This is a genomic window from Mesorhizobium hawassense, from assembly GCF_003289945.1.
Lineage (GTDB): Bacteria > Pseudomonadota > Alphaproteobacteria > Rhizobiales > Rhizobiaceae > Mesorhizobium > Mesorhizobium hawassense.
Genome location: NZ_QMBP01000010.1, coordinates 19,938 through 43,032 on the forward strand (window position 1 = coordinate 19,938; position 23,095 = coordinate 43,032).

21 protein-coding genes and 1 pseudogene are annotated in these 23,095 nt (G+C 61.5%); 15 read left to right on the forward strand and 7 right to left on the reverse strand.

Annotated features, from left to right (window positions below):
• Window positions 1-57: 57 nt before the first annotated feature.
• From DPM33_RS35890 to DPM33_RS20510, 11 genes are all read left to right on the forward strand, one after another.
• The gene (locus DPM33_RS35890) at window positions 58-348 is read left to right on the forward strand and encodes a hypothetical protein (RefSeq protein WP_146770294.1); all 291 of its coding nucleotides are present in this window, start codon (window positions 58-60) and stop codon (window positions 346-348) included.
• A 392-nt stretch (window positions 349-740) separates the two neighbouring features.
• On the forward strand, window positions 741-1,250 hold the full coding sequence (locus DPM33_RS37790) for a hypothetical protein (RefSeq protein WP_112099259.1): 510 nt from the start codon (window positions 741-743) through the stop codon (window positions 1,248-1,250).
• A 7-nt stretch (window positions 1,251-1,257) separates the two neighbouring features.
• Entirely contained in the window at window positions 1,258-1,401 is a 144-nt protein-coding gene (locus tag DPM33_RS37795; protein WP_167449156.1) for a hypothetical protein, read from the forward strand.
• A 381-nt stretch (window positions 1,402-1,782) separates the two neighbouring features.
• The gene (locus DPM33_RS20475) at window positions 1,783-2,655 is read left to right on the forward strand and encodes a response regulator (protein ID WP_112099260.1); all 873 of its coding nucleotides are present in this window, start codon (window positions 1,783-1,785) and stop codon (window positions 2,653-2,655) included.
• Between the two features lie 2,179 nt (window positions 2,656-4,834).
• A complete protein-coding gene (locus DPM33_RS20480) occupies window positions 4,835-6,055 on the forward strand; it encodes a glucoamylase family protein (RefSeq protein WP_245442285.1) in 1,221 nt (406 codons plus the stop codon).
• A gap of 496 nt (window positions 6,056-6,551) precedes the next feature.
• Window positions 6,552-7,469, forward strand: coding sequence for an NADP-dependent oxidoreductase (locus DPM33_RS20490; protein WP_112099263.1), 918 nt, complete (start codon window positions 6,552-6,554; stop codon window positions 7,467-7,469).
• Between the two features lie 131 nt (window positions 7,470-7,600).
• Complete coding sequence (locus DPM33_RS36325) at window positions 7,601-7,753, forward strand: hypothetical protein (protein WP_167449157.1); 153 nt, start codon at window positions 7,601-7,603, stop codon at window positions 7,751-7,753.
• Window positions 7,750-8,373, forward strand: coding sequence for an FMN-dependent NADH-azoreductase (locus DPM33_RS20495; RefSeq protein WP_112099264.1), 624 nt, complete (start codon window positions 7,750-7,752; stop codon window positions 8,371-8,373). The genes DPM33_RS36325 and DPM33_RS20495 overlap by 4 nt, the downstream gene beginning before the upstream one ends.
• Window positions 8,364-8,840, forward strand: a complete 477-nt coding sequence (locus tag DPM33_RS20500; protein WP_245442286.1) for a pyridoxamine 5'-phosphate oxidase family protein — start codon at window positions 8,364-8,366, stop codon at window positions 8,838-8,840. Before DPM33_RS20495 ends, DPM33_RS20500 begins: the two co-directional genes overlap by 10 nt.
• 111 nt (window positions 8,841-8,951) lie before the next feature.
• Window positions 8,952-9,167 carry a hypothetical protein gene (locus DPM33_RS36675; protein ID WP_208648431.1) on the forward strand — a complete coding sequence of 72 codons (216 nt, stop codon included), beginning with the start codon at window positions 8,952-8,954 and terminating at the stop codon, window positions 9,165-9,167.
• A 55-nt stretch (window positions 9,168-9,222) separates the two neighbouring features.
• Window positions 9,223-9,618: a cupin domain-containing protein gene (locus tag DPM33_RS20510; protein WP_112099266.1), complete on the forward strand. Its 396-nt coding sequence runs from the start codon at window positions 9,223-9,225 to the stop codon at window positions 9,616-9,618.
• A 258-nt stretch (window positions 9,619-9,876) separates the two neighbouring features.
• On the opposite strand, the gene DPM33_RS20515 is transcribed toward DPM33_RS20510, so the two are convergent.
• The 4 genes from DPM33_RS20515 to DPM33_RS20530 all read right to left on the reverse strand — a co-directional run bounded on the left by DPM33_RS20515 (window position 9,877) and on the right by DPM33_RS20530 (window position 17,449).
• Complete coding sequence (locus tag DPM33_RS20515; RefSeq protein WP_112099267.1) at window positions 9,877-11,067, reverse strand: ABC transporter substrate-binding protein; 1,191 nt, start codon at window positions 11,065-11,067, stop codon at window positions 9,877-9,879.
• A 269-nt stretch (window positions 11,068-11,336) separates the two neighbouring features.
• Window positions 11,337-14,510, reverse strand: a complete 3,174-nt coding sequence (locus DPM33_RS20520) for an efflux RND transporter permease subunit (protein WP_112099268.1) — start codon at window positions 14,508-14,510, stop codon at window positions 11,337-11,339.
• Complete coding sequence (locus tag DPM33_RS20525) at window positions 14,507-15,760, reverse strand: efflux RND transporter periplasmic adaptor subunit (protein ID WP_483466566.1); 1,254 nt, start codon at window positions 15,758-15,760, stop codon at window positions 14,507-14,509. Before DPM33_RS20525 ends, DPM33_RS20520 begins: the two co-directional genes overlap by 4 nt.
• 99 nt (window positions 15,761-15,859) lie before the next feature.
• The gene (locus DPM33_RS20530; RefSeq protein ID WP_112099270.1) at window positions 15,860-17,449 is read right to left on the reverse strand and encodes a GMC family oxidoreductase; all 1,590 of its coding nucleotides are present in this window, start codon (window positions 17,447-17,449) and stop codon (window positions 15,860-15,862) included.
• A gap of 266 nt (window positions 17,450-17,715) precedes the next feature.
• On the opposite strand from DPM33_RS20530, the gene DPM33_RS36330 reads away from it, so the two are divergent.
• Both DPM33_RS36330 and DPM33_RS37800 read left to right on the forward strand, forming a co-directional pair.
• Entirely contained in the window at window positions 17,716-18,084 is a 369-nt protein-coding gene (locus DPM33_RS36330) for a hypothetical protein (RefSeq protein ID WP_167449158.1), read from the forward strand.
• Window positions 18,085-18,086: 2 nt separating this feature from the next.
• Window positions 18,087-18,299 (forward strand): helix-turn-helix domain-containing protein, encoded by a 213-nt coding sequence (locus DPM33_RS37800; protein WP_425373555.1) that lies wholly within the window; start codon window positions 18,087-18,089, stop codon window positions 18,297-18,299.
• On the opposite strand, the gene DPM33_RS20540 is transcribed toward DPM33_RS37800, so the two are convergent.
• A complete protein-coding gene (locus DPM33_RS20540) occupies window positions 18,197-19,240 on the reverse strand; it encodes a LysR family transcriptional regulator (RefSeq protein WP_112099437.1) in 1,044 nt (347 codons plus the stop codon). The two genes, DPM33_RS37800 and DPM33_RS20540, sit on opposite strands and share 103 nt — an antisense overlap.
• A gap of 942 nt (window positions 19,241-20,182) precedes the next feature.
• Window positions 20,183-21,127 (reverse strand): LysR family transcriptional regulator, encoded by a 945-nt coding sequence (locus DPM33_RS20550; protein ID WP_112099272.1) that lies wholly within the window; start codon window positions 21,125-21,127, stop codon window positions 20,183-20,185.
• A gap of 112 nt (window positions 21,128-21,239) precedes the next feature.
• Between DPM33_RS20550 and DPM33_RS20555 the strand changes: the two genes are divergently transcribed.
• Window positions 21,240-21,785: a carboxymuconolactone decarboxylase family protein gene (locus tag DPM33_RS20555; RefSeq protein ID WP_112099273.1), complete on the forward strand. Its 546-nt coding sequence runs from the start codon at window positions 21,240-21,242 to the stop codon at window positions 21,783-21,785.
• 38 nt (window positions 21,786-21,823) lie between these two features.
• Window positions 21,824-22,188, forward strand: a pseudogene (locus DPM33_RS20560) (DUF488 domain-containing protein).
• Window positions 22,189-22,424: 236 nt separating this feature from the next.
• Here DPM33_RS20560 and DPM33_RS20565 read toward each other — a convergent pair.
• Window positions 22,425-22,616, reverse strand: a complete 192-nt coding sequence (locus DPM33_RS20565; RefSeq protein WP_112099274.1) for a hypothetical protein — start codon at window positions 22,614-22,616, stop codon at window positions 22,425-22,427.
• Window positions 22,617-23,095: the final 479 nt, after the last annotated feature.

The window sequence follows — 23,095 nt, forward strand, 5'->3', positions numbered from 1 at the left end:
AGTGACGGAAGTTGCGAACTGACGTCTGCTGATCTCCAAGTACGAGGAGATCAGAACATGCGCAAACGCAGGGATCATGACGCAGAGGCATCAAGGCTCGCGTGGCGCTGGAAGCCGTGCAGGGCGAGCGCACCGTGTGGGAGTTGGCTGCCGAATATGGCGTGCATCCGATTCCACCGGTGGAAGAAGGCGCTACTTGGCGAGGCGGCGGACATCTTCGAGCGGGGCATAAAGAAGACGGCTGAAGTCGACGTGGGCACCGTTCGGGCGCCGCACGTGAAGATCGCGGAGCGGGCCGTCGTCAACGATTTCTTGTCACGAAGGCTCAAGCCCTGGGGCGGGAAGTGAGGTGCGGGATATCGAGTCGCGGGCCGCACGCCGCCGCGGCGGAAAAGTAGGTCCGCGGATCGCGCCGCGAATCCACAATCCGTCGCCGTTCGTCCAGACACGCGGCTCGCCCCGCTTGCGGCAATAAACCGGTTTGAAATGCCTCCGGGCGGCGGTGCGCACAGCGCTTTTGGACGATGATACCTCACGCCTATCGAAAGCATGTCCAAAGGGAATTTCTAATTTCGCCCGCTGCGTCCGATCTTTGGGTCTGGTTGGGCCGGCCGAGCACACGCGGCCGCCATGACATTGATTGAAGCGATTGCGCGTGCCGCCGTGCCCCGCGTGGCCGCAAAGGAGCCCCGTGGATTCACGCGATTTTGCCACGACCAAAAAAGTGGACTGCAACTCCGATGACCAATGATCCGGCTGACAAGACCTTCCATCCGAGCCGTCGAGGCTTTCTCGGCGTTGCCGCAGCCACGGGCGCTGCTTCGCTGGCTCGGGGTGTCCTGGTAGGAACCGCCGCAACGACCGCGGCTCTCGCGGACGCATTCCGACCGGTCTCCTCCCAATCCGTAGAAGCTTCCGCGAGTGCTATCGCCGCCAAGTTGCCATCGCCGACGCCCGGCTATCTATCATTCGGCCCGGACGAAGCCGGCTTCGTCGAGGTGCCTCAGGAATTGATACTCGTGCTCGAGTGTCCCGAGCCGGCGGGCACGCTCGCCGACCTTGCTGCGTCGTTCGTGGACATCAAGCCGAAGGAGAAGCCGGAGATCCTGGAGTCGGTCGACCTCGTGGTCGCGCGAATAGACAAGGTCGCACGGCTTCTCTCCGAGCGCATAGAGGTCTTGTCCTCAGCAACGAGATGGCCTGTAGACCAAGGCGACGTTCGACGAGAGACAGCGCAAGGCAGTCCTTAGCCAGCAGATGGCGACGATCCAGCTGGAGTTGGGGGAGGGCGATGGCAAGGCCCAGGAGGTCGCAGAGCTGACTGAGGCGATCGCGAAAGCGAACATGCCGGAAGAGGCGGACAGTCGAAATCACGGAGTAGATTTGTTTGACGCTGTCTAAGCACGTGAGGTTCCTTCCGTTGGGTCACCCCCTTAGTTCCTGGGCTTTCGAGCAGGTTCGACAGAATATTGCCGCCCTGCGCACTGATGGACGTCCTCAATGGCATTGGCGTGGGCTGATCTATCGATCGCATCGAGCTGCTGTTGAGGGTGGTATCCGAGCGGCGATCTGGGTTGCGTTGCCGGGGGTGTTTCTTGTGAATGCGGGCTGGCCTGCAACGAGCACTTCCCTTGCCATCATCGCACTCTTGATATCGTTGCCCAACCGCATTGTGTCGGCTCTCGGCCGATTCATGCTCATATTCGCCGCGACAACATTCTCGCCGCCCAGTCCGCAAACCTATGACGGACAGTCGTATGTTAAACTCTCTGAGGGCTGACCATGAACTCGCATTGGATCGCGGAGCAAATCGAGGTTGTGCCCAAGCACCCCAACAGGCGATGTGAGGACGGTGCGAAGCTCCTACGGTTCGGACGATTTTGCGTGGTGCCGGGAGCGCGCCAACTCCTTGCCGATGGTCGATCGGTGAGGCTTGGCGGCCGAGCCTTCGATCTCCTGCTCGTGCTGCTACGCGCTCGAGGCAGGCTCGTCCCCAAGGACGAGATTCTGAGGAGTGTATGGCCTTCACTGGTGGTCGAGGAGGCCAATGTCAGGTTTCAGGTGACGGCCCTTCGAAGGGCGCTCGGTGAGGATCGAGATCTCATCAAGACGGTTTCGGGGCGCGGTTATCTGCTAGCTGCCGAGCTGATGGAAGAACCGATTGACACGGATGTGGTGGTCAGGCTGGCAACGCGTCGGCCGCCGCCGGGCGGCACGTCAGACCTTCGCCCCGCCATCCGGCATCGGCAATCCGGATCACAGGCGCCGCTCCAATCCGATACCACGCTCACAGTCGCCGTCATCGATGATGATCCAGACGTTCGAGAGGCACTTCAAGGCCTTTTCCGGTCAACAGGCCTGCGGACGATATTGTTCTCCTCGGTCCAGGAATTCCTGGACTGGGTACCGAAATCACCTCCTCAATGCCTTGTTCTCGATGTGTGGCTCCCGGAGCAAAACGGTCTGGATATCCACTCCGAACTTGCCAAGATCGATATGAGGCTTCCAGTTATTTTTATCGGCGGCCATGTCGACGTCCCCATGGCGGTCCGGGCCATGAAGGCGGGAGCCGTGGACTTCCTGACCAAGCCCGTGCATCATCTGGATTTGCTGAATGCGATCCGTCGAGCTATCCGCATCGCGTCCGGAGTGTGATCCCGAGTTTGCAGGCGGCTCCTGTTCTCACTCCATGCTTCATTTTGGTGAGTGAACATTTGATGCGAGATGGACAGTCCCACGCTTGGCACCGTCCATCCGCCTGTTCATTCAATGCTACTCAGCGCCCCCAAATGCCCTGTCCATAATCGTCAGCCGGGTTGTAAGGCGAGCTCGACATCGGCGCTGGCCTCCTCGTCATCGGCGCCGGCCTCTTCGTCATAGTGTGGGGATGGTTCTTGAGAGATGACGTATGGGTTCTGTCAATTTGGGATCCGTCAATTCCGCTCATTGAATGCAAGTCAGAGAAGGGCTCAAAGTGGTCACTTCCTCCTCCTCTGGCGAAGGAGTTGCCTGTGGCGATAACAAGCGCCGCAGCGGCAAAAACGATGGTCTTCATTGCAGTTCTCCAAATGTACGGTCCGTCAGGCGACCTGTTCGGGAGGATCCGTCGCTCGGACAACTCCGATCTGATGTGGCAGTCGGACCCTTTCCAGCGGAACACACAACGTCTAACGCCATTCAACATCTCTAAACTCGCTTCCTCGCTCATGGACGACGACAGTAAGCGTGCATTTAAAAGCCATCGCTTCTCACGACGGCTTATGCGTCGCCGCGGCCAGAAACTGGATCCGCGTGAAATCACTGGAGGCGATATAAAAAACCGCTTTGAACGCAAACCCCTATGGCGCGGGAGGCGGAAGGCCGGCAAGCCTCGTTGCACTGGGCCTCATGTCAGCGGGTGTCCGCCTTGATCTCGGGACCGTCATCGAGATCGCGGCCAGCGCAATCCATTGATCGAGCACGCCTAGACTAAGTATATGAGTATATGAGCGAGACGCTGTGCGATTTCGAACGACCTGGTTTCTTTAAACGTCATGGCCTTCATTAGCGTTGTAAGCCGCCGTCAGATCGCCTCGCGTCGGCCAAGAGCTCCAAGAAAAGGCCTTGTATCGCGTGAGGATTTGTATCGATGTATGCGAACGCCACCCGCATCCATGTCACCCCAATGAAATTCTGGCGCGCCGGCTGCTGTTGCTAGCCGGACAATTTGGCTGAGTGGCGTCAGTAGACTGTCGAAATCGCGACGGATGGACTGGAGAAGCAGGCGCGGTTAGGTCGCCATAGAAGGAGCGATAGGCTCCTATGACCCTCGATGGTTGCGCCTGTCATCGGCCCTGCCTGCTACGTCGGCAAACGACCACTAGCTCGGGCCTTTTGGCTCCGCTGCAATCGGAAATCGCTCCCGTATGCTCCATTCGGGCGGCTTAAAGCTCTCTGGAATTGCATCGGTTTTGGGAACTAGACATCCAGCCGCCACTAAACCGGCCAGGCGAGCGATCTTTGGGCATAACTCGACGGTTTCCATCGGCTCGCTCCACACCGCGTGTCGAGGCTGCGGTCGTAGACATACAATTTGTAGGTAAGACGTAAACCAAAGTATGCGGCGCAACGCCTAAACAGGTAGGTCCGACCACTTCATTGCAATAGAAAATCATTACGGACGAGATAAGCTGGCACGCAATCTGGAGAGGGGGGGCTCTGCTCGCAAAGGACAACCATCTTTCCGGCATGGAGGACGCCATGGTTTGTATCAACTGTCGCGGTGTGTTTCACAACAGACCATTCAAGTATTACTTTTGTTCGACGATATGCTGGGAGGACGCATCGAAAAACATTCCTTGGTCGATTCTCTCTGATGACGTCGAACCGCTCACCTATCCGCTCAAGCCCACTACCTCTCCCGGCCATCGTCGGGTTCCAAGACAGCGCAAGCGTACACTACGCCCTGTCAAGCCAACCGACGACTACCGTTGGCTCGTGCATCAGCCGGGTACGGAAGCAGCGGACACGGTCTGCCGCTTCGAGCAGCCCAAGGCTTGGTGAGGCCATCCATTTCGAAGCGTTCGCCAAGATCAATTACCGGCGAGAAACGCAGATCTAAGACCCAAACACCGAAAGGTGTGACACCATGTTCACAGACGCAACTCTGGCCGCTGGCCCGATCTCGCCCTTGGATAGCAACTTCCTGCCATTGCCTCAGAATCGCGCATTGCCTCCGCGTGGCCGACGTTCTCGTTTCTACAGACAAGCCCATTCCGTCGCGTCTGCGACTGAAACGCCGTTCAAAATCTCCACTCGACCCAGGCATAGCGTCACTCCCCACGGGGGTGCGTCTTTGGATGAGCTCTTCGATACCCTGCAGCGACAGACACTCCGATATTTCTGGGAATTTGGCCATCCGACGAGCGGCCTTACGCGAGAGCGGAGCAACGAGACACCGAATATCATCACAACAGGCGGTTCCGGCTTCGGCATCATGGCGATCCTCGTAGGCATCGAGCGCGGATGGATCGACCGGCAGGCCGCAATCGATCGCCTGATTACGATGGTGTGCTTTCTCGGCCAGGCCGAGCGCCACCATGGCGCCTTTCCTCACTGGATGGATGGCGAGAGCGGCCGAACCATCCCGTTTAGTCAATGCGACGATGGCGCCGACATCGTCGAGACTGCATATTTGATTGTAGGGCTTCTCTCGGCGCGACAATATTTCCGAGGATCGGAACCCAAAGCGTACCTTTTGCGCAGCCTCATCGATGCTCTGTGGCAGGAAATCGAATGGGACTGGTTCACCCGCGGCTCCGACTCGCTCTACTGGCATTGGAGCCCGGTGCACGAATGGGCGATGGACCACACGATCCACGGCTGGAACGAGTGCCTAATCGCATTCGTCCTAGCCGCGTCGGCCCCACGGCATCCGATCGAGCCGAGTGTCTATCACCGTGGCTGGGCCGCGGGCCAAGCCTTCGCCAACGGCCGAAGCTTCGACGGTATTCCGCTCCCCCTTGGACCCGATCATGGAGGCCCCCTGTTTTTCGCTCACTATTCCTTTCTGGGGCTCGACCCAAGACGTCTTCGGGATTGCTACGCCGACTATTGGCGGCAGAATGTCGCTAGTACTCTCATCAACCAGGCGCATTGCATGCGCAATCCTCAGAAATTCGACGGCTATGGCGCCGATTGCTGGGGGCTGACAGCCAGTGACAGTATCGATGGCTATGTCGCACACGCTCCCGACCGCGATCTGGGCGTGATCACCCCGGCCGCTGCGCTTGGCTCCTTCCCCTATGCCCCAGCGGAGTGCCATCGGGCGCTTCGCCACTTTGCTTCCCGAAGCGAGAGGCTTTGGGGCGCCTATGGCTTCGTGGACGCATTTAGTCCGGCGATGGATTGGTACGCGGACTCCTATCTAGCCATTGATCAAGGGCCGATCGTGATCATGATCGAGAACTATCGGAGCGGGCTCCTGTGGCGCCTGTTTATGAGCTGCCCGGAGATCCGGCTGGGGCTGGCCAAGCTAGGCTTTTCCCGCGGGGCGACAGCCGACATTGAGCTGTAAGCGGATGAAGAAACGGCGGTCGCGTGGTCGAACGGCGAGCACAGCCTGCCGCTTGCGATAGAAACTCCGCGCACAAGTGTTTCGGGGCGTTGTAGTCGGCCCTGCCTGCTAACATCGGCAAACGATCGCCAGCTCGGGCCAATCGGTGTCCAGTGTCAATTGGCCCCGCTCCCGAATCTTTTTTCGGTCGAGCTTAAAGACCCTTTGGGACTGAATCGGGTTCGGGGTTAGGCTCCCGGCAGGCGTTGAAGCTGCCAGCTGACCCGGCAGTCTGAACGAGCAATCCATTGGGTTTGCCGCGTCGGAGACCGCGCGTCGGAGAGAGTGTCGCCAGTCAAAATCAACCTCATTGAGTTCATGATTTTTGCGCGTCGGGTCGGTGGCATCGATTCCATAGCCGAAGGTCATTGGACCATCGGTTTTCGCCGTTCTATTTTCGTTCACCTGTAAGGAAATCCCCAAAAATGACGACATCCCACGAATTGAGAGGTGGAAGATGAAAGCAATCGTGGTGACAGACCAGGCCGCGGGAACGGCCGGGATGAAGCTGGTGGAGCGGCCCGAGCCGCAGGCAGCGATAAACGACGTCGTCGTTCAGGTCCATGCGTCGGGATTCACCTGGGATGAGCTGACGTGGCCCCCGACCTGGACCGATCGCCTCGGCCGTGACCGGACACCGTCGATCCCCGGGCACGAGCTGGCCGGAGTGGTCACCGCCCTCGGCTACGGTACGACGGGTCTGTCGGTGGGACAGCGGGTGTTCGGCCTCACCGATTGGTATCGCGACGGCACGCTGGCGGAGTATATGGCCATGGAGGCCCGCAACCTCGCACCGCTGCCGGGCGACGTCGACTTCATGGTGGGCGCAAGCCTGCCGATGCCGGGCCTGACGGCGTGGCAGGGACTGTTCGAGCACGGTCGCCTTCAGGCGGGGCAGAGCGTGCTCGCGCATGGCGCGGCCGGCGTAGTCGGTTCGATGGTGACGCAACTCGCACGAGAGGCCGGCGCCTACGTCATCGGCACCGGGCGCGCCGCCGACCGTCAGAAGGTGCTCGACTTCGGCGCGAACGAGTTCGTCGACCTCGAGACCAACGCCCTGGAAGACGTCAGCCCAGTCGATCTGGTTTTCGATGTCTTCGGCGGCGACATCGCGAAGCGGTCCGCAAGCCTGATCCGGGCCGGAGGAACACTGGTGACCATTGCCGGGCCGACCGAGGCGCGGCCCGCAGATGGCCTGGCGGTCGATTTCGTCGTCGTGTCCGATCGTGCCCAACTGAGTGAGATCGTCCAGCGGGTGCGGGACGGACGACTGCGGACGAACATCGGCAACGTCTCGGCCCTTGAGGGTGCGGTCGCCACCTTCAACGCGACCGAGCGACGCGCGGGGAAGACGATCATCCGCGTTCGCCCGTGAGCGACACGCGCCCATCGATGCAACATTTCCACCAAACAGACACAGGAAATCGACAATCCGGGGCAGGTGTTCGACGCGGGCATGATGCGCGGCGCGGGAATCCTGCGGCGACCGACGAAAGAAAGTAAACCATGAAGATAGTTGTGTTGGGCATCGATGAATATTGCGACCGCCTGGTTCTTGATATCGCGGCGACGAACACGAACGCGTGCCGCTTCGCCAAACGCGAAGGGCAGGTTGACAACGTGATTGGTTCCGTAACGCCATCGGGATCGTTCGCATGAACATCCTCCATATTGATTGCAGCCCGCGTCCAGAATCGCAAAGCCGCCAGCTTTCAGCGGCGATCGTCAAAAAGCTCCTTGATGTTGCGCCCGGGGCGAGCATCAGCCGGCGAGACTTTGCCGCCGCCCCGCTGCCGCACGCTTCGTCCGACTACGCGACTGCCCTGTCGTCGCCGGCCACCTTGGCGGCCCCGCCGAAGGGCGCGCTGGAGCTTTCCGAGGCGCTTATTCAGGAAGTCGAGGCGGCCGATGTGATTGTCATCGGAACGCCCATGAACAACTTAACCGTTCCGTCGGTCTTCAAGGCCTGGATCGACCAAATCCTTCGCGCCGGTCGCACGTTCATGTCGACGCCGGCCGGGAAGGTGGGAATGCTCAGAGATCGTCCGGTGTTTATCGGGATCGCCTCTGGTGGCGTTTTTACCGGCGACCGAGCCAACCAGCCCGATTTTCTCACGCCGTACCTGTCGGTGGTGCTGGGTAGCATTGGGCTGACAACCCAGCAATTCCTCTCCGTGCAGGCCACTGCGTTTCTCGACCGGGACCAGGCCACATTAGCGAGGGACAAAGCCCTCGCGGCGATCGATCTCACGGTCATAAGAGAGGTTCCATGTCTATGATCGAAATCACTGCGGACATTGAGGCGATCATCAAGCAGGCGATACTGTCGTTCGTCGCGACAGTCAACGAAGACGGAACGCCAAATCTTTCGCCGAAGGCGTCTTTGACGGTCAGGAGCGGCGTTCTCTACTTCGCCGATATCGCATCGCCGCGGACGATACTGAATTTGAAGCGCAATCCCGCCGTCGAAATTAACGCAGTCGACATTTTTCAGAGGCGCGGTTATCGATTCAAGGGCCGCGCGCTGATACTGCCGCCAGACGATGCCGAGTTCTTGATGATCGCTGACTGGGTTCGGGCGACGAACGGCCCTGAGTATCCTGTCGATCACGTTGTCAAAATCGAAACCACTTCGATCACCCCGTTGCTTTCCCCGGCCCATGTCTTTGCCGACCCTCCTCGAAGTCAGGACGAGATCAGGAGCACCTACTATCAAAAGTACGGTGTGAAACCCATCGGTGCATAGGTGGAGGGCCCGCGAAGAACGAGGCCCAACGGGTCACGTTCGCACCCGTTCGCATACAGCAGCGGGGCGGCTCCGTTCCAAGACAAGCTGGGCCGCTCAGCCGTCGAACTGTTGACCGATATCCGGATGGGCTTGGCCGCCACCGAGCTGAAGAAGCCGGCGATGACCACCGAAGCCGTGGTCGACTTGATCGGGTATCGATCCGAGGCGGCATTCCGGCGCCGACAGGATCAGGATGACGCCCGGCAATGGCGCCGTCTGGCGCGCGAGGGGCTGTTAATCGCGCATCCAGCGGTGCGCCGCGGGCTGCAAGCCAGGGCGGCCTAGAGGCCGGGAGGAAACAATGAACCAAGTCCAACCGATACTCAAAAGGAGAAAGCCCATGAAGATCCGAACCATCATCGCCGCCACCGGCGCCGCCCTTGCCATCTCGACGGCCGGGCCCGTCGCAGCCCACGACAGCCAAGCGGAAACCGTCACCAAGAACTTCGAGGCGACGATCCCCAATATCCCCGGCAAGTCGCTGGTCGCCGTGGAAGTCGTTTACGCGCCGGGCGCGGCTTCCCCGTCCCACACCCACGCGAGGTCGGCTTTCATCTACGAGTCGAAGCTGAATGACGGCGAGACACGCATCTATCGGGCAGGCGAGAGCTGGTCCGAACAGCCGGAAGCGCTCCATTCGATCAGCCGCAATGCGAGCAAGACTGAGCCGGCGAAGCTGCTCGCCGTCTTCGTCCTCGACACCAATGACAAACCTCTGACCACGCCCGACAAATAACCCTCGAGGGAACTGCGCCATGACCAAACGGCTGGGCCATAGGCGATCGTTATTGCCGTTCGCCGCGGTGTGATTTCGTCCCGAGGAATGCCACGAGCTGCATCACGCTCGAAGCCAACATTTTTATTCTCTTCAATTGTCAGAGATGAGATGGCGATCGACGAAGCTCTGCGCGCCTCGATTAATGAGCGAACCGAAACCCGGAATCTCGAGATTCCGGGTTCAATACGGTGCATCGCCCTGAAATGACGCCGCGCGTCACTTCGTCAGCGGGCAACCGCTTTCCTTGGCGGTGAGGAACGCCTGATCGCCCGGCACCACCGCGAGCTGCTTGTAGTAGTCCCACGGCTTCTTTGACTCCGAGGGCTTCTTGACCTCGAACAGGTACATGTCGTGCACCATGCGGCCGTTGGCCAGCACCTTGCCTTTGGCGAAGGCGTCGTCGACCGGCAGCTCTTTCAGTTTCTTGGCCACTGCCTCGGAGTCCTTGGTGCCGGCGGCTTTCACCGCCCTCAGATAGCTCAGCGTTGCCGAATAGGTGCCGGCATGGTTCATGTTCGGCATGCGTCCGGTACGCTTGAAGAATCGCTCGGAGAAAGCGCGACTCCGATCGTCGTGATCCCAGTAGAATCCTTCGGACAGCACCAGGCCTTGCGTCGCGTCAAGACCGAGGCCGCGAACTTCGGAGAGCGTCATCAAGAGGCCGACAAGCTTCTGGCCCTGCCGGAAGATGCCGAACTCAGCCGCCTGCTTGATCGAGTTGGTGGTATCCCGGCCGGCATTGGCGAGGGCGACGATTTTCGCCTTCGAGCTCTGCGCCTGTTGTAGGAAGGAGGAGAAGTCTGACGAGTTCAGCGGCACGCGAACCGAACCTACCACCTTGCCGCCGGCATGGGTGACGATCTCGCTGGTGTCCCTTTCCAGTGCGTGGCCGAACGCGTAGTCGGCGGTTAGAAAGAACCAGGTAACGCCGCCCGCCTTCACCAGCGCGCCGCCGATGCCGACCGCGAGCGCATGGGTGTCGAAGGCCCAGTGGAAGCCGTAGGGCGTGCATGCGTCGCCGGTGATGCGAGAGGTCGCGGCGCCGACCACGATATCAATCTTCTTCTTCTCGTTGGAGAGTTCCTGCACCGCCAGCGCGACCGTCGACGTGGTCAGATCGGTGATCATGTCGACGCCGTCGACGTCATACCAGCGCCGCGCGATCGAGACGGCGAGATCGGGTTCGTTCTGGTGATCGGCGGTAACCAACTCGATTTTCTGGCCGAGCACCTCGCCGCCAAAATCCTCAATCGCCATCTTCGCGGCCTCGACCGAATATTTGCCGCCGTAATCGGCATAGACGCCGGACTGGTCGTTCAGGACGCCGATCTTGACACCCTGCGCCGACGCCGGCGCCGCGAGCAACAGGCAACACGCCGCGGCCGCGGCGAAAAATCCCGATTTCATTTTTATGATCTCCGACAGTTTCTATCAGGGAAAAACGGCGCATGATTGTTTGCATCCCCACACCCGCCCGTTTTATTTTGGCTCAGCCAATGGAATTGCCCCTTTAGGCCTGCAGCTTCAGACGCGTCGTCCTGAGGTGCGGAGAGGAACGAGCCTCGAAGGGTGCGTGGCGCCGGCAGGGCCGCGCACCATTCATGACGCGCGTTCTGCGCTTCTAAGGGTGACGGAGATAGTTTATCGGCCTCATCGTGCATCGGCGTCACCCCGACTTATCCCGCCGCGGCCGCCGTCGTCTGGGTCGGCTTGCCGTCGTTCTTGCCTTCCGCGAGGTTGCGCACCACCACGTAGAAGATCGGCGTGAAGATCAGGCCGAACAGCGTGACGCCGAGCATGCCGAAGAACACGGCGACGCCGACCGCCTGGCGCATCTCCGAGCCGGACCCGGTCGAAACAACCATCGGCAGCACGCCCAGGATGAAGGCGAACGAGGTCATCAGGATCGGCCGCAGGCGGAGCCGGCAGGCCTCGACGACAGCCTCCAGCCGCGACCTTCCCTCGAGCTCGATGTCGCGCGCGAACTCGACGATAAGGATCGCATTCTTGGCGGCCAGTCCCACTAGAACCACGAAGCCGATCTGGGTCAGGATGTTGACGTCCTGGCCCATGATGCGCACGCCGATCGTGGCCGCGAACAGGCACATCGGCACGATCAGGATCACCGCGAACGGCAGCGTCCAGCTGCCATATTGCGCCGCCAGCACCAGGTAGACGAACAGCACGCAGATCGGGAACACATAGAGGCCGGCATTGCCACCCGTCGCCTGTTGATAGGACAGATCAGTCCATTCGAAGGAAAAGCCGCTCGGCAATGTTTCGTCGGCCAGTTGCTTGATGGTGTCGAGCGCCGTCTTCGAGCTCACGCCCGGTGCCGGCTCACCCTGCAGCTCGGACGCCGAGTAGAGATTATAGCGCGCGACACGATCGGGTCCCGAGATGTCCTTGAAGTTCACGACGCTTCCGAGCATCACCATATCGCCGGCCGCGTTGCGGGTACGCAGCCGCGCGAGATCGGAGGTCTCCTTGCGGAATGGGAGATCGGCCTGTGCGGTGACGTGATAGGTGCGTCCGAACAGGTTGAAGTCGTTGATATAGGTCGAGCCGAAGTAAGTCTCGATCGTGTCGGTGATGCTGGCGATGGGGACGCCGAGCTTCTGCGCCTTGACGCGATCGATATCGACGAACAGCTGCGGGGTATTCGCCGTGAACGGCGAGAATACCGAGGTCAGGTTTGGCGACTTCCGCGCGGCGGCGACGAGCTCGTCGGTCGCGGCTGCGAGCAGCTCCGGACCGCGCCCTTGTCGATCCTGGATGCGGATGGCGAAGCCGCCGCCGGTACCGATGCCTGGCACCGCGGGCGGTGGAATGACGATAACGAAAGCGCCCTGGATCACCGACAGCCGCTTGCGCAGATCGGCTGTGATCGCATTCGCCGACAATCCCTTCTTGTGCCGCGCTTCCGGCTCGTCGAACACCGGGAACAACGCCGCGGCGTTGCCGGCCTCCGTGCGCGTCGCGCCGGAGAAGCCGGCGAAGGCCGCGACACGGACGATACCTGGCGTATCCAGCGCAATCCGCTCGATTTCGCGCACCACCGCCGCGGTCCGCACCAGCGACGCGGCGCCTGGCAATTGCGCCGAGATGATGAGGTAACCGCGATCCTGTGCGGGAATGAAGCCCTGTGGGGTGCTCACCAGCAGCCAGCAGGTGCTGCCGATCAGCGCCAGATAGATCACAAGCATCGCCGCTGTATGGCGGATCACGAAGTCGGCGGCGGCCGCGTAGCCTCGTGCCAGGCGATCGAAGATGCGGTTGAACAGCGCGGTGAAGCTGTCCCAGCCGCGCGCGATGATGTTCCAGCGCGCCGGCGGACGCCTCTCCTCATGCGGAGCAAGGATCTGCGAGGTCAGTGCCGGCGACAGCGTCAGCGAGCAGAACAAGGAGATCGCGGTCGCGACCGCGATGGTGACGGCGAATTGCTGGAAGAACTGTCCGGAAATGCCGCCCAGGAAGGCTGTCGGCACGAACACCGCGCAGAGCACCAGCGCGATCGAGACCAGCGCGCCGCCGACCTCCTCCATGGTCTTGAGCGCCGCTTCGCGCCGGCTCATACCGAGCTGGAGATGTCGCTCGACATTCTCGACAACCACGATGGCGTCGTCGACCACGATGCCGACCGCGAGAACCAGACCGAACAGCGTCAGATTGTTGATCGAGAATCCGAGCGCGGCCATCACCGCGAAGGTGCCGACCAGCGACACCGGGATCGCGATGATCGGGATGATCGCGGGTCGCCACCCCTGCAAAAACACCAGCACCACTATGACGACGAGCGCCATCGCCTCGTAGATCGTCTTGATCAGCTCATGGACCGATTGGGCGATGAAATCGGAGGGGTTGTAGCCGATATTGTAGTCGAGCCCCTTCGGGAAGTTCGTCTTGAGCTGCGCCATCGTGTCGGAGATGTGCTTCGCGGTGGCGAGCGCGTTCGATCCGGGCCGTTGCGTCACCACCATTGCGACGGCCGATTTGCGCAGGATGAAGCTGCTGGTGGCGTAGGACAGCGCACCGAGCTCGACGCGGGCAACGTCGCGCAGCCGCACGGTACGACCGTCGGAGCCGGCCTTCACCACGATGTCCTCGAACTGCCTGATATCTTCGAGGCGGCCAGTGAAGACGAGGTTAGGCTGGAATTCGCGATCGGCTATCGGCGGCTCCGCGATCTGTCCGCCCGCGATCTGCAGGTTCTGCGCGCGGATCGCTGCCAGCACCTCGCTAGATGTCAGACCGACATTGGCGATCCGGTCGGGATCGAGCCACAACCGCATCGAGTAGTCGCGCGCGCCGAACATCTTGATGTCGCCGACGCCGTCGAGCCGCAAAAGTTGATCGCGGACCTGCAGCGACGTGTAGTTGGAGATGTAGAGCTGATCGAACGTGTCGTCGGGCGACAGCATGAATACGACCATCAGAATGTCGGGCGAGTTCTTGCGGGTGACGACGCCGTTGCGCTGCACCTCCTCGGGAAGCCGCGGTTGCGCGATCGCGACGCGGTTCTGCACCAGCACCTGGGCCTTGTCGAGGTCAGTACCGAGCTTGAACGTGACGGTGATGGTGAGCTGACCGTTCGAGGTCGCCTGGCTGTAGAGATACAGCATGTCCTCGACGCCGTTGATCTCCTGCTCGATCGGGGCGGCAACGGTGTCGGATACGGTCCGCGCCGAGGCGCCCGGATATTGCGTGGTGACGGTAACGGTCGGCGGCGCCACTTGCGGATATTCCGAGACCGGCAGCGTTGGATAGGCGATCGCACCGACAATCAGCAGCACGATCGACAGCACCATCGCGAGGATGGGCCGGTTGATGGAAAGCCTGCCGAGATTCATGGCTTGGCACCTGCCAGGGGCTTGGGATCTGACGCGGGCGTGTCACCCGCCGGGGCTTTGGCCATCTGCGGCGTCACCTTGGCGCCGACTCGGGTGCGCTGCAGCCCGTTGATGATGACATGGTCCTCAGCCTTGAGGCCTTCGCGAATCACGCGCAGACCCTCATCGAGCGGGCCGAGCGTGACTGGCCTCGCTTCCACTGTGTTGTCATCCTTGACCACGAACACGATCTTTCGCGACTGGTCGGTCGCGATAGCGGCGTCGGGGATCAGCAGCGCCTCATAGGGCGAGGAGCCGATGATGCGGACGCGGCCGAACTGGCCGGGCAGGATCGAGAGATCATGGTTTGGGATCACCGCGCGGCTGCGCAGCGTTGCGGTGGAGACGTCGAGGCGGTTGTCGAGGAAGTCCATCTTGCCCTCATGCGAGGGCTTGGTCTCACCGGTCAGCGTCACCTGCACCGGGTGCGCCGTATCGCGCGAACTCGGCCGCCTGCCTTCTAACCACAGCTTGCTGTTGCGCTGATAGGTCGCCTCGTCAATGTCGAAATAGATGTCGATCGGATCGAGCGATACAATCGAGGTCAAGAGCGTCGCGCCGCCCTCGCTGCCCTGCACGAGATTGCCCGGGGTCACCAGATGGCGGCTGACGCGGCCGGTGATAGGCGCCAGCACGTGGGTGAACTCGACATTGAGCTGCGCGGCTTTCAGCGCGCCCTCGGCCTGCGTCTCGGCCGCATGCGCCGCCTGCAGCGCCTGACGGCGCTGGTCGACGACCTGTTCGGGAACTGCACTGGACTGGACTAGACTCAGCCCGCGGTCGAGTTCACGCTTGGCAAGCTCGGCCTTGGCACGCGCGTCATCGAGTTGGCCTTGGGCCTGCAAGGCGACTGCTTCGAACGGGCGCGGATCGATGATGTAAAGCAGATCGCCAGCGTGGACGATCGCACCATCCTCGAACTCTACACTGTCGATGAAGCCGCCGACGCGTGCGCGGACTTCAACCTCCTGGATCGCCTCGAAGCGACCGGTTAATTCGTCCCAGTCAGTGACGGTCCGAGTAACCGGTTGCGCGACCGTCACCGGCGGCGGCGGAGGCGCGGCTGCCTGCGATGGCGCTTTCTCGTCGCAGCCAGCGAGTGCGAGCGCTAACATTAAGCCGATCGGTGCGCCGCCGCATCGTGTAAAGCCGCGAAGCGAACCGCGATCGAGCCGGTTAGCCGGACACTTCGTTCTGTCAGTCGCACTCACTTCAGTCTCCGTGAGGATCTAGAATGTTGCAGTCGAATTGGATAGGTCGACGGGCGGGAAACTGCTGCCAGCGCCGTGGTCGTTTCGCGCGAGAGGTCTCTAGGTCCGCTTCCGATCCTCGACCAGCATCGCCGTGGCGTGGCGCGCGAGCGCCTGAGTCGGGGCGTTCGTGTTGCCGCTGGTGATCTTCGGCATTATCGAGGCGTCGATCACACGGAGGCCGTCGACCCCGCGAACCCTGAGCCGGGCGTCAACCACCGCTCGCGCATCTTGGCCCATCCGGCACGTGCCGACCGGGTGGAACATCGTCGTCACGGCACTCTTAACCCACTCGCCGATCTCGGCGTCCGACTGGATGCGCGGGCCAGGATCGATCTCTTCCGTGATGACCGGCGCAAGCGACTCCTGCGCCATGACCTTGCGGATCGCCCGCACCGAGCCCACTGCGGCCCTTACGTCTTCTTCTTCGCCCATGAAGTTTGGGTTGATAAGTGGCATCGACGTTGGGTCGCTGTCGGCAAGCCGCACCCAGCCGCGACTTTTCGGCTGAAGCACCACGAGTTCGAAGGTGATGCCAGAGCGGTCGCCCGTTGGGCTGATTCCATCTTTTGCGATGATTGGCACGTGATAGCATTGGATCGTGGGCTCGGCGGCAAAGTCGGACGGATTCCAGTGGGAAACCGTCTCGATGCCGTTGCCCGACGCCGGGCCATCCTTGGTCGCGAAATAGCGAAGGCCCGCTTTCACGCTGCCAAAGCCCTGCGCGGCCGCCTGATAACCAAGGTCGCCCTTTACGTAGGCGCGGACCGGCACGATCGCGTGGTCGTGGAGATTTTCGCCCACCTCGGGTGAATCGACGATCACCGCGATGCCGTGCTGGCGCAGCTGCTCGGCTGGCCCGATGCCCGAGTGCATGAGGATCTTCGGACTGTGGACGGTGCCGGCCGACAGCACAACTTCGCCGGCCATGATCGTCTCATTGTCCGTGAGCTCGACGCCGACAGCCCGCTTGTTCTCGACGAGGATGCGGACGACCGTCTTGCCAATGAGGAGGGTGACGCGGCCCGAGGCGAGGTGCGGACGCAGGAAAGCGTCGACCGCGCTGCAGCGGCGCTGATGTCCGACCGTGGATTGCACCGGCGAGACGCCGATCTGGCTCTTGCCGTTATAGTCTGGGTTGTAGGGCAGCCCATATTCCTGGAAGGCCTTTAGGCAATATTGGTTCAGCTCGTTGATGCCCTTGGGCAACTGGACCGCGAGACCTCCATCGATGCCGTGGAATTCGTCGTGGAAGGTGTCGTTGACTTCCTGCGACATGAAGACGGGAAGCAGGTCTTCATACGACCACTTGCCGGTATCGCCGACCGCGTTTTGCCACGCGGCGTAATCTCGGACTTGACCACGGACGTAGCACATTGCGTTGATCGAAGAGCCGCCGCCGAGCACCTTGCCCGAAGCATAGATTCGCTTTGTGCCGTGCTGGGGAACCGTCTCGTAGTTCCATATATGCCTGCCAGTGGCGAGTATTTTGGCGAAACCGGCAGGAATATGGATGAATGGATCGCGATCCATGTCGCCCGCTTCGATCAGCGCGATCGACGCATCTGTGTGTTCGGCGAGATAACTTGCAACGACGCAGCCGGCCGCACCCGCGCCAACAATGACAATATCGTAGGCTTCGTTGGACATCAGTGTCTTCTCTTTCGCGCTGTTGGTAGTGTTAATGGGCAACCGGAGGTCGCAGCGGCGCCATCGCAGTGAGTGCCGGATGCTGAGCGTAGTTGGACCGACCTTTGGAAAATGACCTTGCAACGCCGGCGAGGGAAATGACCTCTCGCCATAGAGTCGATAGACGATCGTTATCGGCGCGCCACGCGGCGCGAGATGTCGGGGCCCGGGCAACTTGCCTAACTTGCGAATGGATTGGCTCTGGCACCTCGCCGTTCCCCGTCAATATGAAAACGACATGCATCGGCTATTGGAACAGTTCGTCCAGCGCGGCGATCAACTCGCGCCGCAATGTCGGCACTATCGCCGCATCAGCCCAGGACGTTGGTGGAGGGCCGATGTCGGCGGCGTTGCTGAAACTCGTTCTGCTCGCATTGCTCAGGCGCTGCCTGGTCTCGACGAATGCGTGGGTGGAGCGGTTTTCGATCTTGAGCGATCCGCCGATCGCACGGGCTTTCGCCGAGATGGCCTCGCGCCCGTCCGTGCCTCACACCGTCCAGAGTCTGTCGCACGCCGTCGGCCTCAGCCGCTCGGCTTTCATGGCGCGGTTTTCCGCCGCCTTCGGAGAATCCCGATGTCATTGCTCCGCCGGGTGAGGATGCGCCATGCAGCGGACCTGCTCGCAGCCAACGCGCTGTCTATCGACCAAGTCGCCTTCAGCGCCGGCTACCAGAGCCGGAGCAGCTTCTCGCGCACTTTCCGCAGGTACTACGGCTGCGATCTGTCAGAATACCGTGCCAGGGCGCAGCGCACCGCGTCCTCAAGCGCCGCACCGGCCGAGGGTGCGATCGAGCAATCCGCTGCAGCCTGACTCAGGTCATCACTCCACGAGAGCGTATGCCCCCGACTTTCCAAAGGTATGTCCTGGTGCGGGACTTCGAGCGTCCAGTCGCGAAGCCGCGCGACCTTGATGAAAGCGTCCAGCGCCGGCGAGTAGCGGCGCCCCTGCACGGCCAGCAACCGCACCTCCCGCGAAACCGGATTGCCTTCGAGGGGAATGGTCTTGAGTGTCGGAAGGCGCGGCATGTGCTCGGGCGCGAGCATCAAGCCGAAGCCAGCCGCGGCCATGTGCTGCAGGTGCAAGTCGTTACCGCTGCAGTGCCCGCGGGGGGGCGGCTCCTCGGGAAAATACGAGCGTAGGATCTTCGGGCCGACGTCGCATCCGGCGCGTTCCAGCAAGGCGGTCTCGCGGAGGTCGTCGATGGAGATCGAGGGGCGGTTTGCAAGCTGGTGTGTCGGCGCGAGAACCGCGACGTAGCGCTCCTCGAACAGCAGCCAGTCGTCGATGCGGGCGGGTATGTCCTGCACGTCTCCGACCATTGCGGCGTTGATCTCCCCTTCAAGCAAGAGGCCGACGAGCTTCTCCGCCGAGCCCTCGCGCAGCTCGACGTGAAGTCCAGGGACGAACTTTGCGATCTCCGCGATCGGATCGAGGACGAGCGACGCCGAAATGGAGGGGGCGAGGCCGATCTTCAGTGGCGCGACCTCCTTGCGTTGGAATTCCTGGGCTCTGTGACGCACCGCCTGTGCCGAGGCCAGTGTGCCTTCCAGCATCGGAAGGACTTCTTTTCCAAGGTCGGTGAGCTGCGTCAACTGGCGCTCGCGGTAGATCAACTGGCCGCCGAGTTCCTGCTCGAGCTTCTGCACCCCCTTGGTCAGGGCAGGCTGCGTGACATTGCACTGCTCGGCTGCGCGGGTGAAATTGAGCGTGGACGCGAGGGCGAGGAAGTAACGAACTTGATGAAGCTCCATGTGTTTTTCTCCGTCAAGTTGCCGCCGACCATACGAGGCCGTGCACTCGAGGGCGTGAGGGCGCACGCCGTAATCGAGGCGCATGGATGCCACTTGCAGGCATGCGTTGGAATGGCCCGGTCTATTGGTTTGGACGCACGGACACGCTTTCTGGAGCCTCTGAGAGCCGGGCCCGTGCGCGGCGATATGAGCGAGGACCGGGATCAGTTCCGACGGGTCGCCCGCCCGCGTGTAGTCGACGCTGATGTCGGCGTACTCGATCGTCCCGCTAGTCTAGGCGCCAAGACGTATCGGGCGGCATGGTCACCGTCCAGCCCGGATTGCCGTTAAAGGCCGCGAGATCAACGCAGCCCGCCTCGACGGCACGCAGCTCGTCAGACGCCTTCCAACGCAGGCCGAAAGCGTGCGCGACCTCGCTTCCCGCGTCGACCAAGCTTGCGAACGAAAGCCCGTTGCGCGCCTCTGCGTCTCCAGGCTGTTGTCAGGCGTCAGATGCGAGACGACGACCAACGAAGCGCCGAGGCTGGGTATGTCGTGAGAGGCCGACTCGATCGCTCGGAGTTCTACGTTGCAGTATGGCACCATCCCCTCATGCAGAATACGAGGACGGTGGTGCCGAGACGCAGCGCCTCGCGCGACGAGAACCACCGGCCGTGGCCGTCACGCAGCTGGAAGGCGGGGGCTTGCTCCTCGGCGTGCACGGCGGGCTCGGCCAATCCGGATGCGGGGCAAGCGCTTCCATCGCCCGCCGCCGAACCAGCGTCACTTTCGCCGGGGTCTTGGTGAGGCTCAGTTTTCAGAGCGTCCAGTCTGTCTTAGAGTAACATTTTTCGGCGCCCGACTTGCCCGTGGGGACAATCGCTTGTCCAGTGCGACTCAGTAGTCTTTCCGCGCGAGTTTGAGTTATTTTTGTCATGCATGAATGATCCGCGAGTGAGGTGGCTACTTCTTCTTTACTCCGGTCTTTGGCGCAGAGAGCTTGGCCAGGTCGGCCGCCAGCGACTTGCGCAGCCGAGACGCGGCGAACTCCGTGAAGCGCCGCAGCTTGAGGGGCAGGATCGCCTGTCCCGCGTGCACCAAGTGCACCGGGATCGGATCGGGCTCATAGTCCTGCAGGACGAGCCTGAGCTTCCCCGCGGCCACCGCCCGCGCGACCTGATAGGAGAGCACGTTCGTCACGCCGACGCCCGCGATCGCCGCGTCGATCGCGGACTCGGCCGTGTTGATCCTCAGCCGGCAGTAGGGGCGCACTCCCTTGGTCGCCTTGCTGCGCGGGTTGAAGATCCACGTCATCCCAGACGCCAGGGCCGTGAACGTCACGCACATGTGGTCGGCCAGGTCATCGGGCGTTTTCGGGACGCCGTGGGCGGCGAAGTAGCCGGGGCTGCCGCAGACCACGCGCCGGATCTCGCCCACCTTCGTCGCGACGAGCGTGCTGTCGGGCAGCGCGCCGACGCGGACGGCCAGGTCGATGTGCTCGTCGACAATGTTGATCGTGTGGTCGGAGAGCGTCAGCTGAACATTGATCTGGGCGAAGCGCGCCAGGAATTCGTTCACGACCGGTACGACGTGGAGGCGTCCGAAGACGATCGGCGCCGTCATCGCCAGCGTCCCCCGCGGGACGGTGTACTCCCCGGCGGCCTGCGACTCTGCCTCGTCGACCTGTTCCAGGATGCGCTTGCACGCGGCTACGTACGCGAGCCCCGCCTCGGTCAGCGACAGCTTCCGCGTCGAGCGGACCAGCAACTGGGTATTAAGGTGCCTCTCCAGGTCAGCGACCCTCCGACTGATGGTCGGTAAGGGGACTCCGAGCTGCCGGCCCGCCGCGGAGAAACTGCCAGCCTCGGCCGAGGCTACCAAAATCGACATTGCTTCAAGCCGGTCCATCTTCTCTCACATTCCGAGAGGCCATTTCTCACGATTACCGGATTATTCCGCCGAACGGTAGGGGCTATTTCAGAGGCTCACAAGCCGAGCCGGCCAGAGTCAGGAGAAGAAAATGTCCCGTATCACCATTCCGGGGCGCGACGACGCGCCCGCCGAATCCCAGGCAATTCTCGACAACGCCAACAAGATGCTCGGCTTCGTGCCGAACCACTATCGCCTCATGTCCATCAGCCCGAACGCCCTCGGCGGTTGGGCTGGCCTGATGGGGCCGGTGTCGAAGACCCTCGACCTGAAGACTCGGGAGGGGATCGCGCTCGCAGTCTCGGAGGCTAACGGGTGCGACTACTGCCTTGCCGCGCACAGCTACGTCTCGACGAACTTGGCGAAGATACCCCCAGAGGAGATCTCGCTGAATCGGCAGGGCCGTTCAGGCGACCCGAAGCGGCAGGCTGCGGTGGCGTTCGGGAGGGCGCTCATCGAGACGCGCGGCAAAGTTTCCGACGCCCAGTTCGCAGCGGTCAAAGACGCCGGGTGGACTGACGCCAACATTGTCGAGATGATCGCGTTGACGGCCCAGTTCCTGTTGACCAACTTCATGAACAACGCGGTGCAGACTCCGATCGATTTTCCTGAGGTCAGTCCCGCGAAAGCAACCTAACGCGAGGGAGTCCTCCTCTGGAGAAGAGAAGAGATCCAATGTCTCGACGATCCTCGCGGCCTGGTGTCAAGCGCGTCTATGAGCCGCCCGAGGCCTCGGACGGCACCAGGGGTGCTCGTCGACCGCATCTGGCCGCGCGGGCTCACGAAGGAGCATGCCGGCGTCGACGTGTGGCTGAAGGACATCGCTCCGAGCGCGGTATCAGAACCCGGTTGGCCATGACCCGAACCGCTGGGGCGAGTTTCACAAGCGATGCTTCGAGGAGCTCCGCGCCAATCACACCGCAGTCAAGCACCTGGCGGATCTTGTATCGGCGGGCAAAGTCACGCTGGTCTTCGGCGCGCAGGACACCGAGCGCAATAACGCGGTGGCGCTCGTGGACTACCTCGCGGCACACAAGTGAAAACGTGGCTGTGTTGATGCCGAACGCTGAGGCCGTGTAGACGCGTTTCCCCCTTCGGGTCGTTGATCAGCTAAAAGTTGATCAGTCGGCAGCTTGGCGTCAGCTGGATGTCGAGACGCGCCAAGGTGCCGCCAGAGCCGGGAGGCTCAGGACGTATGTCTATAACTTGTATGTCCTATTGTTCCGAGTGGATCCGCCCGCGTGGGTTGACGTGCCGCAGGCGGGGTAGGGCGGGGCTAGGCATCGAGGTCAATCCGCACTTCGGTCAAAACCCCATTCGTGTCGCAAGCGTACTCGACACCATCAACGACGTACTGCGCAGTGCCGTCGATATGTCGAAGACTCACAAACTCACCTGCGCGTGGGATTGCCGGCCAGTCTACCTGCATCCCGTCGCGGAAGTCTTCGCTGATTAGAGTGACCTTCATGCGGCCACCCTCATCGCGACGCGGCCTCTGATGAAGTCCAAGAACTCGCTTTTCAGAAAGGCAATTCTTCGCTCCCCCATGGAAATGGTGGCTGGGAACCGTCCCTCGGTTCGAGGGCGATTTAGGAATGTCCACGATAGCCTGTTGGGGCAGGCGGCTCTGTTCAAACTGACGAGTTCTAAATTGTCGGTGTCAGTCATAGGTATCCTGCTCCAGCGACCGAACGGAATCTGCACGCCCAAAATCTAACTATCGACTTAGGGAAAGATAAGTTGACCGACGCTCTGCGGTCCATTTCATCGCGAAAGCAAAGCCGCTATTTGAAGTGGCATAGATATACACTCACGACAGTATATTTACTACTATTGTGTCAAACACAATTCAATGATTTACATTGTCGCATATTTTCTTCTATGTACAGCAGTTTTCTACAGTATGCTGCCCAATCCTGCTGCGTTCTCGTCGCGATCTCGACAATC

What these genes read in the sequence shown, in the direction of transcription:
- DPM33_RS20515 (WP_112099267.1), bottom strand. Translation starts at nt 11,067, where the DNA reads ATGAAATCGGGATTTTTCGCCGCGGCCGCGGCGTGTTGCCTGTTGCTC.
- DPM33_RS20565 (WP_112099274.1), bottom strand. Translation starts at nt 22,616, where the DNA reads ATGAAGGTCACTCTAATCAGCGAAGACTTCCGCGACGGGATGCAGGTA.
- DPM33_RS20555 (WP_112099273.1), top strand. Translation starts at nt 21,240, where the DNA reads ATGTCCCGTATCACCATTCCGGGGCGCGACGACGCGCCCGCCGAATCC.
- DPM33_RS37795 (WP_167449156.1), top strand. Translation starts at nt 1,258, where the DNA reads ATGGCGACGATCCAGCTGGAGTTGGGGGAGGGCGATGGCAAGGCCCAG.
- DPM33_RS37800 (WP_425373555.1), top strand. Translation starts at nt 18,087, where the DNA reads ATGCGCCATGCAGCGGACCTGCTCGCAGCCAACGCGCTGTCTATCGAC.
- DPM33_RS20475 (WP_112099260.1), top strand. Translation starts at nt 1,783, where the DNA reads ATGAACTCGCATTGGATCGCGGAGCAAATCGAGGTTGTGCCCAAGCAC.
- DPM33_RS20550 (WP_112099272.1), bottom strand. Translation starts at nt 21,127, where the DNA reads ATGGACCGGCTTGAAGCAATGTCGATTTTGGTAGCCTCGGCCGAGGCT.
- DPM33_RS37790 (WP_112099259.1), top strand. Translation starts at nt 741, where the DNA reads ATGACCAATGATCCGGCTGACAAGACCTTCCATCCGAGCCGTCGAGGC.
- DPM33_RS20510 (WP_112099266.1), top strand. Translation starts at nt 9,223, where the DNA reads ATGAAGATCCGAACCATCATCGCCGCCACCGGCGCCGCCCTTGCCATC.
- DPM33_RS36325 (WP_167449157.1), top strand. Translation starts at nt 7,601, where the DNA reads ATGAAGATAGTTGTGTTGGGCATCGATGAATATTGCGACCGCCTGGTT.
- DPM33_RS20540 (WP_112099437.1), bottom strand. Translation starts at nt 19,240, where the DNA reads ATGGAGCTTCATCAAGTTCGTTACTTCCTCGCCCTCGCGTCCACGCTC.
- DPM33_RS20490 (WP_112099263.1), top strand. Translation starts at nt 6,552, where the DNA reads ATGAAAGCAATCGTGGTGACAGACCAGGCCGCGGGAACGGCCGGGATG.
- DPM33_RS35890 (WP_146770294.1), top strand. Translation starts at nt 58, where the DNA reads ATGCGCAAACGCAGGGATCATGACGCAGAGGCATCAAGGCTCGCGTGG.
- DPM33_RS20530 (WP_112099270.1), bottom strand. Translation starts at nt 17,449, where the DNA reads ATGTCCAACGAAGCCTACGATATTGTCATTGTTGGCGCGGGTGCGGCC.
- DPM33_RS36330 (WP_167449158.1), top strand. Translation starts at nt 17,716, where the DNA reads ATGAAAACGACATGCATCGGCTATTGGAACAGTTCGTCCAGCGCGGCG.
- DPM33_RS20520 (WP_112099268.1), bottom strand. Translation starts at nt 14,510, where the DNA reads ATGAATCTCGGCAGGCTTTCCATCAACCGGCCCATCCTCGCGATGGTG.
- DPM33_RS20495 (WP_112099264.1), top strand. Translation starts at nt 7,750, where the DNA reads ATGAACATCCTCCATATTGATTGCAGCCCGCGTCCAGAATCGCAAAGC.
- DPM33_RS20500 (WP_245442286.1), top strand. Translation starts at nt 8,364, where the DNA reads ATGTCTATGATCGAAATCACTGCGGACATTGAGGCGATCATCAAGCAG.